The following is an 18,307-nucleotide window of genomic DNA, read 5'->3' on the forward strand; positions in this document are numbered from 1 at the left end:
CAGGCTTTTCAGCAGAGGTTCTTTGAACGCGGACGCTGGCGGGGCGAAGCTTTTTTCGGCACTTAACCAAATTTAAAAGATCTTCTGCCTAATCTCGCATGGGGTTATTTGTATTGGGGCCGAAAATCTGTTCGGCTCTTTAATGAAAGCAGAGAGAGCGTGTATCTCATGCCTGGAATGACCCTGCCGTGTAAATATAGCCGCACCCCGCGAGTGCTTCTGCTTTTGAGTTTTCTGACCTTGTTTCCCCTGTGGCGTACGGAAGCCACGGAACTGAAACTTGTTACCGGGAACTATCCTCCCTATACCACTGAGCAGCGTAAAGGCGGAGGCCTGGTAACAGAAGTTGTTCGGCATGTTTTTTCCCATATGGGATACGAAACCTCTGTCGATTTTCTGCCCTGGAAACGAGGATATGTTCTGGCAGAAAGGGGCGATTTTGTTGCTACCTTTCCCTATTTACGTACAAAAGAGCGAGAAGCCGCTTTTTTCTTCAGCGACCCGGTGATTGAATGGCGGAGCAAAGTGTTTGTGCACCGCAAGGCTAATATTGACTTTGAAAATCTGTCTGATCTGGCCGGGTTAACGGAATGCCTGCCGCATCATTATGGCGGACTTGAACAGCTTGACAGGATGTATGCGGCAAACGAAATCCGTCGTATCCGGCCGCCTTTCATCAAAAGCTGCTGGCTGATGGTGCTCAAGGGGCGGGCAGATTTCTTCATTGAGGATATCTTTGTCGCCGGGATGGCCCGACGCGAATATCTTGGTAAAGATCGGGAACAGGTTGTTGACATCGGGTCATTCGTCAGTGTCGATCTGGGGTATGTCATTTTCCCCCGAGGATTGCCCGGTTCGGAAATGAGGGTACAGAGCTTTAATCAAAGTCTGCAGGAACTGACGGATCAGGGCGAAATAGAGCAAATCGGAAATGGTTCTTTGATGCGAACAGACGGGGTGCAGGAGCTGGTTAATTGAAAGCTGTGAACAGCACTTTCTTTTTTTGTGAAACCGTTTGGATTTCCTGTGCTGACCGGGCGATTCCTGTCACTCGAGCCTGCCGGAGTTAACGTCATATAAAGACATGAGAGGCTAGGATTGACCGACCAGTTCACCTTGCAAACGAAGTGATGACGCGCCCAGCCAAACAGTACATTTTAAGGATGATACCCGAGGCACAGCTGATTGCCAGCCTGTGTACGGTTGTTTTTTTTCTGTTGCTCCACGGTGTTGCCATATCAGCAGAGGCAATAAGCCCGGAGGGGGAAATCAAACTGGGGATGTCAACGGCGTTGAGTGGACCTGCGGCGGATCTGGGGCAGAATATGTACCTGGGGGTGCGCATAGGGTTGGCCGAGCAAAATGAAAAAGGGGGAATTCAAGGAAAAAAACTCCGCCTGGTTGCTCTGGATGATGGCTATGAACCCGTGCGTACTGTGCCCAATATTCATGGCCTCATTAGTGAGGAAAAGGTTCTGGCGATTATCGGGAATGTCGGGACGCCAACGGCCATTGCAGCTTTGCCAATTGTGAATGACGCCAAGGTACTGTTCTTTGCGCCCTTTACCGGGGCCGGGGGGCTGCGCAGGACCCCACCGGATCGATATGTTATCAATTACCGCGCCAGTTATGCCCAGGAAACCTCGGCCATGGTTGAGGCCTTGATCGAACATGGGGGAGTGAAACCGGAGGAGGTCGCTTTTTTCACCCAGTGGGATTCTTATGGCGATGCTGGATATGTCGGGGGAATTGCCGCGTTGATGCAGCATGGTCTGAGCTCGCCGTCGGCAATCACCCACGCGCGCTATGAGCGCAATACACTGGCTGTGGAAAATGCATTGGCAGATATTCTACTGGCGAACCCCAGACCGAAAGCCGTGATTATTGTTGGAGCCTATGCCCCCAGTGCACGCTTTATCCATCTGGCTCGCGATGCGGGGATAAAAGCCCTGTTTCTGAATGTTTCTTTTGTCGGCAGTGGTTCGCTGGCGCGGGAATTGACCGAAGAGCCTATGGCTATTCACGAGTATATGCAGGAGGGTGAAAAGGCGAGCCTGTTGACGACATTTGATATAAAACACGATGACAGTGTGGATTATTCCCGAGGGGTGATTGTGACGCAGGTTGTTCCTCATCCAAAGGACCTGTTGGTTCCAGTTGTCCGGGCGTACCACAAGGCGCTGGCAGAACATGCGCCGGGTATCCCGGAATCTTTTGGCAGTCTGGAGGGGTATATCGCGGCCCGTATCTTTATCAAAGCCCTGGAGAGCCTGAAGGAAGAGCCAACCCGGGATAATATCGTTGATGCACTTGAAAAGCTTGGGAGGTTTGATATCGGAACCGGACATACACTGTATTTCGATCCACAGCAGCATCAGGCAAGCCATGAAATCTGGCCAACAGTTTTTGTCGATGGGGAGTTCGTCCCTTTTGACTGGTCACAAATATCTTCTTTCCTTCCGCGTTGAGACGGGACGTCTATGAAACCAGGGACTGATAATCTTTCTCCGAAAAAAGGATCTGCCGGATATTCTTTATCTGGCGGAATATCTGGTTTACCGGGGGAGGCCGAGACACCGAATATGGAGGCCAGACAGGTCAACCGGATGTTATGGGCTCTGGTGGGGCTGATTCTGGTGACAGCCCTGTCGATCAATCTTCTGATGGGATGGGGTGTTCTCAACCAACAAAAAGAACTGGCGGACCGGACAGCGGAAAAGGTCGGCTTTGCAGCACAGAGTGCCCAGATCAGACTTTTGTTCAGCCGGAGCCGGGCAACGATCAATGATATTCTTAATCCGGAGGGCGTAATCCAGCACCAGGCAGGGCCGGAGCAGGTAGAGAATTTCCGCGACAGCCTTCTGCATCTTCTGGATGGCGATGAAGATAGCGACAAGGGCGGCGGGCTGGCTTTGCGCAGTTCTGCCGAGGGCTTTGTCACCCTGCTTGACCAGGTTAACAGATGGCGCAAGGCCTATAGGCCGATCCTGAATGACATTGAAAGCAGAAAGTCGCTGGAAAAGGTCCGGGGCGAGATCACGGCCATGCACGGAATCCTGACCGCTGTTGTTGGCCGGGAGCGGATCGAGTCTGCCCGTCAGATCCAGAAATATCAGGAAGCAACAGGGGACGAGGCGGAAAAGCTGGCCCATGAACTGGTGGATGCCCACATCCGCTACATCCGGGGAACCTGGAGCAATCTGCAGCGAGAACTGGCGGATGTACAGCGCCTGATCGAAGTCCTGTCAGGTGAAGATAACTATGATCATCTGGTTGATATCAAGGACAACAAGCTGAAACCGGCACTTGAGCGTCTGCAACGCGATATGGTCGCGCTCAATCTGGCCGGGGAAAACGGGGTTGTCTTCGGGGAAACCGAGCTGGAGGGCCTGATGAAGTCGCTTTTCGGTACGGGCTATGTGATCGATCAGCGTCATCAGACCATTCATGTCACCGGAGACGGATTTTACCCCCTGCGCCGGGATTATCTGTTCCTGCAGTTACAACGCCGAAGCCTGCAGCAAAACATGGAGGTTCTTTCCGGTAATTTTGAACGGGCCTGGGCCCGCTTTGTCCAGTTTGAACAAAATCGCCAGAAGAAGGCGGATCTCTTGTCCGGGGATGAGCTTTCCACGACCTGGATTACCGTTTCTGTTCTGAGTTTGACCGGGGCGGGGATTTTCCTGTTGCTGGTCAGTCTGATATTCCGCGAGATCAGCAAACAGGTCCGTATCCTGGCCTATCTGCGCGGTGCTGCGGAGGCATCCAACCAGGCCAAAAGCAAGTTTCTGGCGTCTATGAGCCATGAGCTGAGAACGCCCCTGAATGCGATTATCGGTTTTTCTGAAGTAATGCAGATGAAAACCTTCGGGCCCTTGGGCAACAGCCGGTACGAGGAATATGTCCGCGATATAGGTCTTTCCGGCAAACACCTGCTGGATATTATCAATGATATTCTGGATATTTCCTCGATCGAGGCCGGGCGTCTGGAAATGAACGAAGCACCGTTTGATTTCAACCAGGCCTTGAACGAGGCCCTGCAGATGGTCAAGTTCCAGGCCCAGGAAGCGCGGGTGCGGATTGAGGAAGATAGCGAAAGCGCGCCAATGCGCTTTTGGGGGGATGCCCGTCTGGTCAAGCAGATCCTGGTCAATCTGATGAGCAATGCGGTCAAGTTCACCCCGGCCAACGGATCGGTCATGCTGTCACGCTATTGGGATGAAGAAGGCCATTTCTGCCTGGCGGTCACCGACACGGGCATCGGAATGGATGATGAGGGGCTGGTTACGGCCCTGACACCTTTTGGGATGGTCAAGGGAGCCTATGACGGCAGCAGCCGGGGCACCGGGCTTGGCCTGCCACTGGCAAAGAACATGATGGAAATGCACGGCGGCAAGATTGACATCCGCAGCAACCCCGGCGTTGGCACCGAAGTGGTGCTGATCTTCCCGGGCGAGCGTGTACTTGGCAAGGAAATCGCCCCGGCAGTAGCGATGGTGCACTAATGCTTTACTCAGCAGGGGCCACAGGTGACGGAGTAGCGGCCGGGCCGAGGCTGAGGACAGCGGCCATGGTTTGGCCTAGTTTGGTCTGGTCTAGTTTGTCCTAATCAGGCCTGATCAGGCTTTATGCTCCAGCTGGACAGTCAAAAGAGAAACAGGGCAGATCTATTGATTACAGGCTTTACATCTAAACCTGCCCTGTTGGTAAACCTGTCCTGATGGCCTAGATGACAAAGAGGTTGAAGGTAAAGCCGCCGATTACGGCCATGCTGAAGATCACCAGTAAAAAAGCAAGCATCAAGGGCCAGTAAAACAGGCGTTTGAGCAAAATCATTTCCGGCAGGCTGGCACCACCGCTTCCGATGACCAGCGCGATGATCGCCCCCATGCTGACGCCCTTGGCGAGAAAAGACCCCACCAGGGGAAGCAATGCCGTCACCCTGATATAGAGCGGGATACCGACAAGTGCTGCTGTGGGGATGGCAACGGGATTATCTGCACCTGCGACTTCGGCAAAAAAATCAGCAGGGACAAAGCCGTGGACCAAAGCCCCGATTGCCATGGCAACGAGCATAAAGGGAAACATGGTGCGAAAGAGAGACCAGGTCTCTTTCCAGGCTTTTTGCCAGAGGGTTGGCTCCTGTTTCTTTGGGCCTCCACAGCAGGATACTTCCTGACTTGTTGCACAACCGGTGTTGCAGCCTGAAGAATTGGTCTGGAGCATTTCCTGTTTGATGTAACGCTCAAAGCCAAAAAACTGTAACAGAACCCCGGCGATGATGGAGGCACTGAGAGCCAGGGCTGCGTAGCACAGGGTGATTTTTAGCCCTAATACCGGAATAAACAGCACGATAACAATCGGATTGAGCAGAGGGGATGTGAACAAAAAGGTCATGGTCGGACCAAATCCGGCCCGTGCTTTTAACAGTCCGATTAACATTGGAATGGTTGAGCAGCTGCAGAACGGCGTTGCGGCACCCAGCGCGGCGGCAGTCAGATAGCCCCGCCCCTTACGTCCGCCCAATAGCTTTTGTATTTTCTCGGCGGGCAATTTTTGGTTGATCAGGGCAACGGCGTAGCTGATGACGATAAACAGAAATGTTAATTCGCCGAACAGGATTACGAACATTTCTGCACTGTCCATCAGCATGGTCTGAGTTTCAGGACTTGCCAGCAGGCCTTCAAGGTCGTCGTACATAGTTTTATTTTCCATATTTCCGGTATTATGGAAATACTATGGTTTTGAATAGTGCGGTTGTCAATGAATTTCGAATAATATCGAAATAAGGTTTTCTGAATGCTTTTTAAGGCAATGCTTTTTCAGGGAGTTCTTTTCAGGGAAGCGGAAAGAACCGGGGAGGGTTCCGGTGTTGGTTTCTTCCACCTTCGGTGCAGGGGCAGGGCTGAAGTCCTGGAGGGCCATGGCAAATATATCCAGGACCAGCCTATTCAAAACCCGGCCTATCCAGGGCCGGATATATTCGAGGCCGGATAGATCAAGGATCTGAATGACAGGGGGACAGTAAAGCAATACCCGGTGTATCTCTGTATGATTCCAGAGGTTAAAGGCCTTAACGGTTGGGGGCGGTTTCTTTCTGGGCGAAGCGTTTGCGATAGGCGGCGGGGGAGGTGCCGACCAGCTTGCGGAAGGCAACACGAAAGGTTTCGAGCGAGCGATAGCCGCACTGTTCGGCAATGTCCTCCAGCGCAGAGCGCGAGGTCTCAAGCATCTGCTGTGCCCGGTACATGCGTTCGCGCTGCAGCCAGGTCATGGGCGGGCTGCCGACAGTTTCGCAAAAGCGGCGCAGGAAGGTACGCTCGCTCATGGCGGCACGTTTGGCCAGCGCGGACATATCCAGCGGTTCTGACAGGTGATCCCGGGCCCAGTCCATCACCTCGCTCATGTTCTGGCCGGGGCGTTGCTGGATCGGCGCGGCGACATACTGGGCCTGTCCGCCGTCGCGATGCGGCGGAGTGACCAGCCGACGGGCCACGGTATTGGCAACCGCACTGCCAAAATCCCGGCGCACCAGATGCAGACAGGCGTCAATCCCGGCGGCGCTGCCTGCCGAGGTGATCACTGATCCTTCATCGACATAGAGCACGTCTTCTTCGACCTGCAGATCGGGAAAGCGTTGCTTGAGAAGCGGCATGTGGCGCCAGTGGGTAGTGGCGCGTTTGTCTTGCAGGATACCCGACGCGGCGAGGACAAAAACGCCCGAGCAGATCGAGAGACAGCGCGCCCCGCGTTCTGAGGCCGCCGCAATTGCCGCGAGCAAAGCCGCCGGGGGCTGTTCGGCCCGGTCGCGCCAGCCGGGCATGATGATGGTGCGGGCCTGCTGCAACAACTCCAGCCCGGCATCGGCCTCGACCGTGATGCCACCCGTGGCCCGGAGCTTTTTCCCTTCGGCGCTGACCACGGCAAAGCGGTACCAGGGAAAGTCGAATTCCGGTCTGGCGAGGCCAAAGACCTCGACCGCGATGCCGAATTCAAAGGTGCAGAGGCCATCATAGGCAATCACCACGACAAGGCCGGGGTCTGCTCGTGTCGGGTTTTCCGGGTCGGGATCAGGTGGTTCGACCGGGGGAGTGATTGGGGGTTCGCCGATCTCTTCCGGGCTGACGGTGCGGGGTGCGGGAGTATCCGGATAATCTGGACAGTCAGGATGTTCAGGACAGTCCGGGTGCTCGGGGGCTGAAGGCATGGGCAAAGGCTCTGCAGGTTGGGGCCGGGGAGGGAGGAAATCACCTGATGACATGTTTGGCGAAATATTACCAGTCTTTGTCATTAACGCCAATGGTGTGTTTTTGCGAACCGGGTTTATATGGGGCAGTCAAATCTGACAGACACGTTCACACCAGGGAGTTTATGATGACCAGTTCCGTAACCCAGACACCAGCCGCCGCATCCGATCTGGCCCGGCACCATTTTGAAGCCATGCTGAGCTTTGAGACCGATTGCTGGGATGTACATGAAAGCCTGGGCGCTGCGGCACAGGCCGGGGTGGAACCGGACTTTATCCTGGTCGATGTACGTGGTCCTGAAATGTATGCCAAAGGCCATGTCCCCGGTGCGATCAACCTGTTGCACGGCAAGATGATCGGCTCGCGTATGGCCAAATTCCCCAAGGATAAACTTTTTGTCGTCTATTGCGCCGGGCCACATTGCAATGGCGCGAACAAGGCGGCGGTGCGACTGGCGCGGCTGGGCCTGCCCGTCAAGATGATGATCGGCGGGATCACCGGCTGGCTTGATGAGGGCTTTGATTTGAGTGAGGCTGCGGCGCCTGAGGTCGTGGGTCAGGCCGCGGGTGCCTGAGATGCCCGAAATGCCAGAGGTATCTGAAAGCCTCAGTCCGAATGAACTCGAGGTACCCGTGGTACCCGAGATGCCCGTGGCTCCTGTGATACGCCGCGCAGGAGTTGCGGATATCCCGGTTCTTGCCGATCTCTGCGCGGCCCATGCCGCCTTTGAACAGGCCGGGTTTGACGCCACCCATTTTACCGCGGGGATTGCTGCGGCGCTTCTGCCTCCGCCGCAATACGCAGGAGAGATAACGACAGAGCAGGAGGGGCAAGGGGAGAGGTGTAGGGCGGATCCAGCGTTTGCCTCCCCCTGGCCCCGGTTGCTGGTCTATCTTCTGTTTTGCGGGAAAGAGGCGGCGGGGTACCTTGCGCTCTCGCGCGAGTTTTCAACCTGGCGGGCCAGCGACTATCTGCATATGGATTGTCTCTTCGTCCGCCAGGCATACCGCGGACGGGGACTGGGGCGCAGGCTGTTCAATGTTGCCTTGGAAGAAGTCCGTGAACAGGGGCTGGAGAGGCTGGAATGGCAAACCCCGGACTGGAACGACCCGGCGATCAGATTTTACCGGGAGCTAGGCGCCAGGGGGAAAAACAAGGTCCGCTTTTCGATCAGTCAGGCGCCTGTATCGCCATGAAAGTAATTTTTGTCTCTCCGCCTATTCGATCACGTCGCCTATACAGTTTACCAGGAGGTGATTGTTTCCAGAGAAACTTTCTATCATTGCATTCATAAAATTCGTTTCATCAAGCCTGTCTTCAATGAATTTGAAGTTTGCATGTTCCACCAGCATTGTTAGCAAGGTTAGCTGGCAGCGTCCATTGCCTTCACGGAAGGGATGAACGGCATTGATTTCTGATAGATAATGGGCAGCGCGTTCCGAAAAATGGTTCTTGTCGGTGCTGTTTGACAGGTAGTTTTCTTTGGCCAGATCTGTGAATATTTTTTCCATGTAAGTATCAATATACTCGGGAAAACAAAACCAGTTCTCGCCTTTCCCGGTTCTGATCTCGCGTATTTTGCCAGCCCATTCATAAACATCCTGAAAAAAATGAAAATGAATGTCACGGTAATGGGCGTAATCCAGATTACCAACCGGAAGATCTTCCTCGGAACGGGTCAGAAACATCAATTGTTCAAACTGGTCGAGTTCGTCTTGCTCGGTCAGGTCTGCCTTGTTTCGGAGGACGTCTGAATCAGGATAACAAAGGGGATCTTTGACAGAGTTATATCGGCTCATGCACGCTTGGCGGCCTTGAAGTGTGCTGATATGGCCCGACGCAGCGGGTCGCCCTTTAATCCGGCTGCCTTAAACTTTTTTAAGGCCTCCGATGATTTTGGGCTTAAGGTCAGTCCCTCGACGGCCAGAAATTTTGCAGCCCTCGTGGAGCCAATCGCTTTGCTGACAAAGCGAGCATTTGCGCCAGGTTTTTCTGTATGAGTGCTTTTTTTCATGTTCTTATAATACCACCTATTTCAAAAGAAGGTACTGGTATTTTGTTTTGAAGATGGTGCAGTTGCAGGGGTGAAACATGCTGCCCCTTGGCTGACGATCCGGCTTTTGCCCTCGGCGATCCGGGGTGTCGGGTCAGGCTTTCCACTTTACCGGCGTAATATGCAGGCTGGTGTCATCGACAGAGACCATCACATCGCCGTCCTGGATGTTGACCTGCAGCTTCATCGAGCGGCTGGCCAGTGTTGCCAGGGCGCTGGTGTCTTTTCTGGAGAAATTGATCACCTGCAGATTGTCAAACCGGGTGGTGCTGTTTCTGGTTTTTTCCCACCACATATCCGCCGTGCTGCCGCCGTAACTATAGATAATGACCCTGTCGGCCTTGCCACAGGACTGGCGCACAATCTTCTCGCCCGGCAGGCCCAGGGCCACCCACAGCTCGATCTCGCCGCTCAGGCTTTTCTGCCAGACGTCCGGCTCGTCATCGGTTGAAATGCCCTTGGTGAATTCCAGCTGCTCATGGGCGTTGAGCGCAAAGGCCAGCAGGCGCACCATCAGGCGTTCATCGGTTTCCGAAGGGTGTCTGGCAACGGTCAGATTGTGGGTCTCGTAATAGTGACGATCCATATCGGCAACGGAAAGTTCAACTTTATAGATGGTGGCTTTCTGCGCCATGTCTTGTCCTTGTGAAACAATTTATGGGGTGAAACGATTTACAGGGTAAAACGATTTACGGGGTGAAAAGATTTACGGGTCGTTGTTTTACGCGGATATTGAAGACCCGGGGATGTTTAATCGGTCTGGGGACTTTGGGAAAGCAGAAAACACCCGGGTAGGCCCGGGAGCCGAATGGGGGAGCGGGCAGGAAACCGAACAAGGGGCATTCGGGCAAGCGCCTGAACAGGAGGAAACTCTGCTGGACAGGGGGCGGTCAGGGGGGGGCGAACAGGCGCCAGACCCAAACGAACGCTTCGATTTATCTGCGCGAAGGCGCAAGCGTTTGGGTCTGGCAGTTTTATTTTGAAGGTCAGCTGTGTTCTGCGGCCATCATTGCCTTGAACTGGTCCACCGTTTCCGGGGCGAGGCCCACGGCGGCAAAGATTTCGGCGGTGAAGCTGGCCGGGGCGGTGCCGGGGGCAGTAATCACGCGCCCGGCTGAGACGGCGCCCGGGCTGCTGACATAATGTGCGGAGCCTGCGTAGGTCGCGGCGTTCCGGGTCAGGAAATCCGGATCGTTCGAGGTATGGCGCAGCTCATCCAGCAGTCCGGCACGGGCCAGCGCCAGTGTGCCGCCACAGATCCCGGCAACTGCCGCGCCACGGGCATGCTGTGCCTTGAGAGGACCAGAGATATCCGGGGCCTGATCCGTCTCCCAGATCATGCCACCAACGACGACAACCGCCTCGGGCTCCCACTGCGCCATCGCATCAAGGTCCTGAGAAACAAGGGCCGTCAGCCCGCCCTGTGATTGTACTTCACCCGTCACAGGCGTAAAAAACCGGATATCCAGACCATAAAACGGCCCGCCAGTTCCCGCAATCAAAGCGTATTCCCAATCTGCAAAACCCTGTGTGAGAAGTACCGCTATCTTTGTCATCGTTATCACCCTCTGGTTGTTCTGGTGGGAACTTAACGTGAACAAAGTGCTGGCGCAATGGTTAATCGGAGAGATTGTAAAAGGCTTGGTTAGATCTCTTGATGAATCAATGGAACGTGGGCGTAAATAGTTAAAAACAAAATAAAAATATAATCGGAATTTTGAAATAAGTAGTAACGACCAGCGTTTCAGGAAGGGTGGTTTTGCTCTCATACGTGAGCTTTAACTTCATGTGCCAAGGTTGTTGGATTAGGGGCAGTCTCTTCGTCTGGAAAAACCCGCGCACACAGGCAGTGGTGTGCAAACTCGGGGGCGAAAGGCTGAAATTGCAATCCCAGGAACGGAGAAGAACTGCGGTCGGGTTCTATAGCAGCTTAGCTTCATTATCAAACATTTACCTGAACCTAAATAGTTTAAGCTTTCCATGGAACATGAATTGCTCTTTGTAAGATAATTCAATATCTTATATAAGATCGAATAAGTGGGATTACCAACCACTGACATCCCTTAATGAAGAGATTTTCGAAGGCAATAATTTGAGCTCAGATATCCATATTGTTGACTTGTTTTCTGGGCCTGGAGGTCTTGGTGAAGGTTTTTGTTCCGCGTCTGTGCTAAATACTGAACAGAAATATAGACTCGATGTGTCGATCGAAAAAGATTTGGCTGCTTATAGGACACTTACTCTTCGTTCATTTCTGCGTAAATTCGACGAATATCCGCCAGAGTACTACAGTTGGCTGGCGAGTAACTCAAAAGAACCTGACTGGTCAAAGTTGTATCCTACCCAATGGGAAGAGGCTCAACGTGAAGTATGGTGTGCGGAGCTGGGGACTTCTAAGACCGCAGAAATGCTTTCACAAAGGATTCAAGAGATAAAGGCCGTTGCAGGTAGTCAGACGTTATTAATTGGCGGGCCACCGTGTCAGGCTTATTCGTTAGTGGGCAGGGCTCGTAACGCTGGAATAAAAGCTTACAAACCAAGTAGAGATCAGCGACATTTTTTGTACCGGGAGTATTGTCGCGTTTTATCTGATTTCTCTCCCAGCATATTTGTCATGGAGAATGTGAAAGGAATACTTTCATCTTCAGTAGAAGGTTCAATAATCTTTGAAGCTGTTTTGAGTGATTTGGAGGCTGCAGGGGAAGGTTATACTCTATTTGCGCTATCTCGTGCTGATCGATTGTGCAATAGACCTTCTCCAAAAGATTTTATTCTTAGATCGGAAAGCTTTGGTGTTCCTCAAGGGCGGCATAGAGTTATTATCGTTGGAATAAAAAGATCGATTGCGGATAGATTACCTCCTGAACTCATACCTGTTCTTAATAAGCATATTCATCAGTCATGTGTGAAAGATGTTCTTGGAGGGATGCCTGAACTTAGAAGTGGCCTTAGCCGGAATGATGAAAAATTGGCTTGGTATGATGCGCTTGCTGTAGCTATCGACGAAGTGAATAATTGTCTTTCCGATTATATGGGCAACAATAAAGAAAAATTTCTTGACGAGTTAAGGAGAGTAGAGAAAACCTTAAAAAATCCAAATAAAGAGCGTATATCACATTCCTCTTCGAGTTTTCTAAAAAGTATTTCGCAAGAGCTCTGTAACTTCTTAAGTGATGAGCGATTGAGCAAGCTATCTTGCAATGAAACTCGTGGGCATATGATTCCTGATCTTACACGATATCTTTTTGCTAGTTGTTTCGCAAAGGCCGAAAATAGAAGTCCCAAAGCTCCAGAGTTTCCTTCAAAACTCGCCCCTAGTCATGCAAACTGGGAGAGTGGCAAGTTTAACGATCGATTCCGCGTCCAGTGTTGGGATTCGCCGGCAACAACGGTTACAAGTCATATTTCAAAAGATGGGCACTATTACATCCATCCCGATGCTGCTCAATGTCGTAGTTTAACAGTCAGAGAGGCGGCGAGACTTCAAACATTCCCTGACAATTATCATTTTTTAGGCAGTCGGACTCAACAATTTGTCCAAGTAGGAAACGCAGTTCCACCATATTTAGCTAAGCAAATCGCCGACGCTTTGCTCCCAGTTTTTAAATATATTGATACCTCTGGGTTGTAGTGACAGCTTTCGCGTAGGTGGTAATGCTTGCCAATTCTTATTATATATGCCATTGAAATTTATGAATTTGGAGTTCTCATGAAAGCATCATTTAAGCCACGTGCGAGACTACTGAAATTGTTGGGTGATCAGTTGATTGGTACACCTCAACTGGCGGTGTTCGAGCTGGTTAAGAACTCTTACGATGCCGATGCGGACAGAGTTGAAATTACGATTCTGAATCCCGAAGATGTTTCAACGGCAAGTGTTGAAATCACTGACATCGGTGGCGAAGGCATGAGCCTTGATACAATTGTTAATATATGGCTAGAGCCGGGGGCGGATCACAAGCAGACGAAGCGCAACCAAGGTAAGCGCACGGCTAAGCATAATAGATTACCCCTAGGTGAAAAAGGTGTAGGTCGATTTGCAGTCCATAAACTCGGACAGATCATTGAACTAACTACTAAAAATAAAAATAATCCTGAAATTTTTTTGAAGATCGATTGGGCTATTCTTGATAGCTGTAAATATATCGAAGATGCAGAAATCGTGGTTGAAGAGCGGGAGATGCCACAAGTATTCACGAATGGAAGTACTGGGACGAGGATTGTCATAAAAGAACTGAATTCCAGCCTTACACGCGGAGATGTTAGAAATCTTTATCGAAACATTCAGTCAATCAAATCCCCGTTTGAGTTTGAGGCCTATCGACTAGATAAATCAGCTTCAACCTTTGACGTTTCGTTGAGTGTCCCAGGTCATGATGACTGGACGATTGATCTTTTTGATCTGAAAGCGATAATTGAGCAATCTTTGTTCAGGTTTTCATTTTTGTTTTCTGAAGATAAGTGGTCATGGGACTATCAGTTTGCTCCTAACGAACAACTAAAAAAACAATTTAAAGTTGAAGGTCGCAAAGCGTCCGAGACAGACAGTTATCTTGAGTTGCCGAAAGGAAAGGTTGATCTGGAAAAAAATTTTCACGCAATTTACCAAACTGATCGTACTGATTTTTTAAAAGATCTTGGTCCTATATTAGGTGAGGTTTATGTCTTTGATTTTGACGCTGCGTTAGGGGAACAGAATGCCATCAAGAGGTGGTTGAGCGAAAATCAGGGAATACGTGTCTATCGCGATGGTATTCGTGTTTACAACTATGGCGAACCTAATGATGACTGGCTCGAGATGGACAGTCGGCGAGTAAACCGACTTGGTAAAGGTATTAATCGGAGAATTGCGGTAGGAGCTATTTCGCTAGAACTTGAGCATTGCCCAAATCTTATCGAAAAAACTAACAGGGAAGGCTTCATAGAAAATGAAACTTTTTCCAAACTAAAAGCAGTCGTAAATTCTGCCCTCGGAAAACTGGAGAGCCTTAGACAGATCGACAAAGATAGACTTCGCCAAGTAACAAAAAAGTCCACCTCAATATCTTTTCTTGGGATAGACAATCCGGTTGATGAGTTGAAGCAAATTGCGATTGCTAACGGTTGGGAAGAACAGTTGGCTCCTGCCATTAGACGTACTGAGAAACGCTACAATGAGATGCAAGACATCATGTTAACTTCAGGTATGGCTGGATTGAATATGACGCTCGCATTTCATGAGATACAGCATGGTATATCTGATGCAAAAAAGAACCTGCTTGCAGGTAAAGATATTAGCATAGTGATAGAGCAGTTTGACCGATTTGAACTGCTCTTGGATACCTATGCAAACTTGCTCAAGCAGGAGAAAGCTCGTGAATGGGAGCTAGCATCAATTCTGCAATCCAACGTGGATTTAGCCGATGTTCGCTTCACATTGCATGATATTATTTATAGTTGCCCTGTCCTAACCGGGGAGCACCCGAACTTTATTATTAAGGCTCAACGAAACCTTATCATTAGTGCAGTTAATAACCTCATTGATAATTCGATTTACTGGTTGGACAAGCGATGGGGTGGGGAGCTTAGCAAAAAATACATTCACATAGGTGTCAGTGAAGAGTTCGATAAAGGCCCTGCCATCGTAATCGCTGACAACGGGTCTGGGTGGCGAGATATAAGTAAAGGTGAAATGATTAAGCCATTCAGAACAACTAAGTCTGGAGGCATGGGTATTGGATTGTACTATACGGATACGGTGATGCAGATGCTTGGAGGCGAACTTGTATTACTCGATCAGGGTGAAATTGATGGAGTTCCAGAGCAGGCAGACGGCGCAATTGTAGCGCTTGTCTTTAACGGAGGCACGCCTTGCAAGAAGTGATTAATGCCGTTGTAATTGATGATCAGATCAAAGATATCATTGGAGTAACAACCGCATTAGCTGAGCTGGGCATATCAACGCTTCCTGTGCATTACAAGGATCCAACCTTAGCGCGAGAGTTGTGCACGAAGGTATCGACGGCTTCTCCTAGAGTGATCATTACCGATATTCAACTCAGAGATGGTGGTATGGAACCAACAAAGTCGGACTTATCGAATGTTGCTGCTTGTTTGGGTAATATCGTCAGAGAAACAAAGGGTCCCTACGTAGTATTGGCTTGGACTTCGAAACCGGAAGCGCTTGGTGTTTTAAGGGCGAGGGTTGAAGAATATTTCACAAAATCCGGCATCAGGTTGCCGATGTACTTTGATAGTATCTGCAAAAATGAATGTAGTATCGGTGACAATGAGTATTCAGCAGCAGCGATACTCAAACAGTTCCAAACGCATTTGGAGGGCCAAGTATCTGTCAGAGCTCTTATGCATTGGGAGTGTAGTGTATTACAGGCTGCGATCGAAAGTGTTAATACACTATCAAGTCTTGACGAGGATACACTACCCCAGAACTTGAAGTCGCTCGCTATCAGTGTTGCCGGAAGTAACTTGAGGGGCTTTGAAGCGACAGCTATTAATGAGGCATTTTCATACGTTCTTAAGGACAAACTGGGGCTTCTTAGCCTTACTGATAACACTCAGGAAATTTGGAATAATGTGTTTGCTGAGGCTGCTGGCGTCGTGCATGAAACTTCGAAACATCAGCTAAACACAATCTTACATATAGAAACCTCTCCACAAGATAAAATCATTTGCCCTGGAGATGTATGGATTTCTGAAAATCCTAAAACATTGTTTCAAAAGGTTGATGTTGGAAAAGAAGCGAACAATCAAGCGGAACGAATGAAGGACGAATTTCTTACCCTGACACAGAAGGGACACGCTCTAAACCAGAAAATAAGGGGTGAGACCGATACAGAAAAAAAGTCAGGGCTCAAAACACAGTATCAAGAACTTTGTTCCACCCCGCTTCGTGTTGCAAAAACTGCTTGCAAAATAGCTATGGTAGAAATCAGCCCAGCGTGTGATTTTGCCAATCAAAAAAAACCTTTAAAAACGATAGCACTTGGCATCTTGGTTCCAGTGACGAGCATAACAAACGAAGTTCATTTAAAACAATCGGACTCAACAATAGTAGTCAAAATCATGCTCGATGGTACGAACTATCTCTTAGGATTTTCCTCTAAATATATCACAGCATTGTCCGAAAAAATGATATTATCAGATGAATTGAAATTGACAAAAAAACTGCGAATTCGTGAGAGTTTATTGCAGAGTTGGATCCATCGGTTTTCAGCATATAACTCAAGAATTGGTACAATTTCTTTTCAATAACTCGAATTTTTTCTGGGTTTTGACACATATGCAACTTATAGTAAGTCTCTCCCTTCACACCCAATCAACCGCTGCTTTCGGGGCAAGGAGGATGGCGAGGTCGCGGGGGTGGGTCAGGGCGCTGTAGAGGGTTTGTTTTTCCTCTGGCGTGGGGGCGCCCGGGAAGTTCGGGGTGTCTGTTGCGCTGGCTGTGGCTTTGCTGTCGGTTTTTGCCGGGGTCGAATGATCGACTTCAACTCCCTGTTCTTCCATCATTTCTTCGAGATCTCTCTAGCTGATACCATATTTGCAGTACCAACGGACACATTGAAGGATGACCGTGCCATGATAGTGACGCCACCTGAACTCAGATATCGAGAAATCCCCCTATAGAAAATGAAAACCTGAAGAGGAATAACCTGGAGTTAAGTTCTTGCAACGGAGCCATAAATATTGAAAGACCAAAGATATTTTGTCTTCAAGTCAACTTTGCAAAAGCGCCAGTGAGTTCTGGCTGATGGGGCCTCAGCCCAAAAACCATATCACCGATCCAGATGCGTCTGCGTTACAACATGGGTTTGAACTTTGTCGACCAGCTCGTGATCGCTGATCAGGCTAGTGATATCTCCGAGGCGCTCCACATTGGACACCTGCAGTAACAGCGTCACATCAAGCTCTCCCGTCAATGACCAGAATTTTCGCAGCTCTGGCAAATGCCCCAACGCGGCCACCAGCTTTTTACAATGAGCGCCTTTCAGATTAAGGATCATGATCACCTTGATCCCCGCCTCCTCATCACCGCGCTTCATGTCAATGGTATAGCGTTTGATGACCTGATCTTTTTCCATCCGCGCAATGCGCTGGCGTACTGCCGTGGGCGACAGAGTGATCTGCCGCGCCAGTTCGCTGATCGGCAGGCGGGCATCGCGTTCCAGCAAAGCCAGGATTTTTTGGTCGCGCTCATCAAGTTTTTTCATCGACATATGTAAATTCAACTTTTCACCTGGTGGATCTGACTGGAACGCATCGTCTTTGGTCAAACCGTCATATTGCCACTGAACCCCAAATTTCAGACCATTGTGACAAGAGGTTTACTCCATATCACGACCATAAGGAACTCAACAATGACCGACAGTAATAACGCCACCCTCATCCTGGTTGATTGCCAGGAAGGTTTTCATGACTGGGATTATTGGGGGGGAAACAGGAACAATCCGGATGTGGAGCAAAATTTAAAATCCCTGCTGGAATTCTGGCGTGACAACAACCGGCCCGTCGCCCACGTCATTCACCACAGCCTTAACCCGGAAAGCCCGCTGCGTACTGACAAACCCACGGGCAAAATCATGGCATCGCTCACCCCTAAAAAAGGTGAACCCGTGATCATCAAACGAGCGAATTCAGCTTTCGCCGGCACTGACCTTGATGGCTATCTACGTCGCATAAATACCAACAGGTTGGTCATCGCCGGACTGACCACCAACCATTGCGTTGGCACCTCGGTAAGAATGGCTGAAAATATGGGCTACACAGTCAAGATGGTAGCAGACGCTTGCGCCACTTTCGACCGCGTGGGTCCCACCGGCAAAATATACAAAGCCCAACAAATTCACGAAATGGCTCTTGCAGACCTGCACGGAGAATTTTGCCAGGTCGTGGATGTAGCGGAGGTTGTGGGGTAGCCACTAATCCTCGTCATCAATAAAAAATATCAACAAAAAAATTTATCGTGACGATCAGGTGCCCGGATATGGACTTGCGGTCTATATCCGGGCAG

General features: G+C 50.2%; 17 protein-coding genes and 1 pseudogene. 9 read left to right on the forward strand and 9 right to left on the reverse strand.

All coding sequences use genetic code 11. From position 1 onward, the window contains the following. Nucleotides 1–168 precede the first annotated feature (168 nt). From O4H49_RS04170 to O4H49_RS04180, 3 genes are all read left to right on the forward strand, one after another. On the forward strand, nt 169–978 hold the full coding sequence (locus O4H49_RS04170) for a substrate-binding periplasmic protein (RefSeq protein ID WP_269422160.1): 810 nt from the start codon (nt 169–171) through the stop codon (nt 976–978). Nucleotides 979–1,130: 152 nt separating this feature from the next. After that, the gene (locus O4H49_RS04175) at nt 1,131–2,468 is read left to right on the forward strand and encodes an ABC transporter substrate-binding protein (RefSeq protein WP_269422161.1); all 1,338 of its coding nucleotides are present in this window, start codon (nt 1,131–1,133) and stop codon (nt 2,466–2,468) included. 12 nt (nt 2,469–2,480) lie between these two features. After that, the gene (locus O4H49_RS04180; protein ID WP_269422162.1) at nt 2,481–4,505 is read left to right on the forward strand and encodes an ATP-binding protein; all 2,025 of its coding nucleotides are present in this window, start codon (nt 2,481–2,483) and stop codon (nt 4,503–4,505) included. Nucleotides 4,506–4,725: 220 nt separating this feature from the next. On the opposite strand, the gene O4H49_RS04185 is transcribed toward O4H49_RS04180, so the two are convergent. Beyond that, nucleotides 4,726–5,700, reverse strand: coding sequence for a permease (locus O4H49_RS04185; protein WP_269422163.1), 975 nt, complete (start codon nt 5,698–5,700; stop codon nt 4,726–4,728). A 373-nt stretch (nt 5,701–6,073) separates the two neighbouring features. Further along, a complete protein-coding gene (gene ftrA, locus O4H49_RS04190; RefSeq protein ID WP_269422164.1) occupies nt 6,074–7,207 on the reverse strand; it encodes a transcriptional regulator FtrA in 1,134 nt (377 codons plus the stop codon). Between the two features lie 164 nt (nt 7,208–7,371). Here ftrA and O4H49_RS04195 point away from each other — a divergent pair, with 164 nt between their 5' ends. Together O4H49_RS04195 and O4H49_RS04200 are read left to right on the forward strand one after the other, a co-directional pair. Beyond that, a complete protein-coding gene (locus O4H49_RS04195) occupies nt 7,372–7,821 on the forward strand; it encodes a rhodanese-like domain-containing protein (RefSeq protein ID WP_419715207.1) in 450 nt (149 codons plus the stop codon). Between the two features lies 1 nt (nt 7,822). Beyond that, nucleotides 7,823–8,443: a GNAT family N-acetyltransferase gene (locus tag O4H49_RS04200; RefSeq protein WP_269422165.1), complete on the forward strand. Its 621-nt coding sequence runs from the start codon at nt 7,823–7,825 to the stop codon at nt 8,441–8,443. A gap of 21 nt (nt 8,444–8,464) precedes the next feature. Here O4H49_RS04200 and O4H49_RS04205 read toward each other — a convergent pair whose 3' ends face one another. The 4 genes from O4H49_RS04205 to O4H49_RS04220 all read right to left on the reverse strand — a co-directional run bounded on the left by O4H49_RS04205 (nt 8,465) and on the right by O4H49_RS04220 (nt 10,856). Beyond that, nucleotides 8,465–9,046, reverse strand: coding sequence for a Fic/DOC family protein (locus O4H49_RS04205; protein ID WP_269422166.1), 582 nt, complete (start codon nt 9,044–9,046; stop codon nt 8,465–8,467). Next, on the reverse strand, nt 9,043–9,261 hold the full coding sequence (locus tag O4H49_RS04210; RefSeq protein WP_269422167.1) for a hypothetical protein: 219 nt from the start codon (nt 9,259–9,261) through the stop codon (nt 9,043–9,045). Before O4H49_RS04210 ends, O4H49_RS04205 begins: the two co-directional genes overlap by 4 nt. 133 nt (nt 9,262–9,394) lie before the next feature. Beyond that, nucleotides 9,395–9,934, reverse strand: coding sequence for a YaeQ family protein (locus tag O4H49_RS04215; RefSeq protein ID WP_269422168.1), 540 nt, complete (start codon nt 9,932–9,934; stop codon nt 9,395–9,397). 352 nt (nt 9,935–10,286) lie between these two features. After that, nucleotides 10,287–10,856: a DJ-1/PfpI family protein gene (locus O4H49_RS04220; protein ID WP_269422169.1), complete on the reverse strand. Its 570-nt coding sequence runs from the start codon at nt 10,854–10,856 to the stop codon at nt 10,287–10,289. A gap of 536 nt (nt 10,857–11,392) precedes the next feature. Here O4H49_RS04220 and O4H49_RS04225 point away from each other — a divergent pair. The 3 genes from O4H49_RS04225 to O4H49_RS04235 are packed head-to-tail and all read left to right on the forward strand — an operon-like array spanning nt 11,393 to nt 16,551. Continuing rightward, nucleotides 11,393–12,931 carry a DNA cytosine methyltransferase gene (locus tag O4H49_RS04225; protein ID WP_269422170.1) on the forward strand — a complete coding sequence of 513 codons (1,539 nt, stop codon included), beginning with the start codon at nt 11,393–11,395 and terminating at the stop codon, nt 12,929–12,931. Nucleotides 12,932–12,958: 27 nt separating this feature from the next. Then, a complete protein-coding gene (locus O4H49_RS04230; protein ID WP_269422171.1) occupies nt 12,959–15,163 on the forward strand; it encodes a sensor histidine kinase in 2,205 nt (734 codons plus the stop codon). Beyond that, nucleotides 15,151–16,551, forward strand: a complete 1,401-nt coding sequence (locus O4H49_RS04235; RefSeq protein ID WP_269422172.1) for a hypothetical protein — start codon at nt 15,151–15,153, stop codon at nt 16,549–16,551. The genes O4H49_RS04230 and O4H49_RS04235 overlap by 13 nt, the downstream gene beginning before the upstream one ends. A 54-nt stretch (nt 16,552–16,605) precedes the next feature. Here the strand turns inward: O4H49_RS04235 and O4H49_RS04240 are convergent, their stop codons facing one another. The 3 genes and pseudogenes from O4H49_RS04240 to O4H49_RS04250 form a co-directional block, all read right to left on the reverse strand. Beyond that, on the reverse strand, nt 16,606–16,806 hold the full coding sequence (locus tag O4H49_RS04240; protein ID WP_269422173.1) for a hypothetical protein: 201 nt from the start codon (nt 16,804–16,806) through the stop codon (nt 16,606–16,608). Between the two features lie 18 nt (nt 16,807–16,824). Then, nucleotides 16,825–16,905 (reverse strand): annotated as a pseudogene (locus tag O4H49_RS04245) (IS6 family transposase); the annotation flags it as partial. Between the two features lie 167 nt (nt 16,906–17,072). Next, nucleotides 17,073–17,513: an Lrp/AsnC family transcriptional regulator gene (locus tag O4H49_RS04250; protein WP_269422174.1), complete on the reverse strand. Its 441-nt coding sequence runs from the start codon at nt 17,511–17,513 to the stop codon at nt 17,073–17,075. A gap of 141 nt (nt 17,514–17,654) precedes the next feature. On the opposite strand from O4H49_RS04250, the gene O4H49_RS04255 reads away from it, so the two are divergent. Beyond that, nucleotides 17,655–18,212 carry a cysteine hydrolase family protein gene (locus O4H49_RS04255; protein WP_269422175.1) on the forward strand — a complete coding sequence of 186 codons (558 nt, stop codon included), beginning with the start codon at nt 17,655–17,657 and terminating at the stop codon, nt 18,210–18,212. The last annotated feature ends 95 nt before the right edge of the window (nt 18,213–18,307 follow it).

Origin of the sequence: Kiloniella laminariae (assembly GCF_027214005.1) — a bacterium.
Lineage (GTDB): Bacteria > Pseudomonadota > Alphaproteobacteria > Kiloniellales > Kiloniellaceae > Kiloniella > Kiloniella laminariae_A.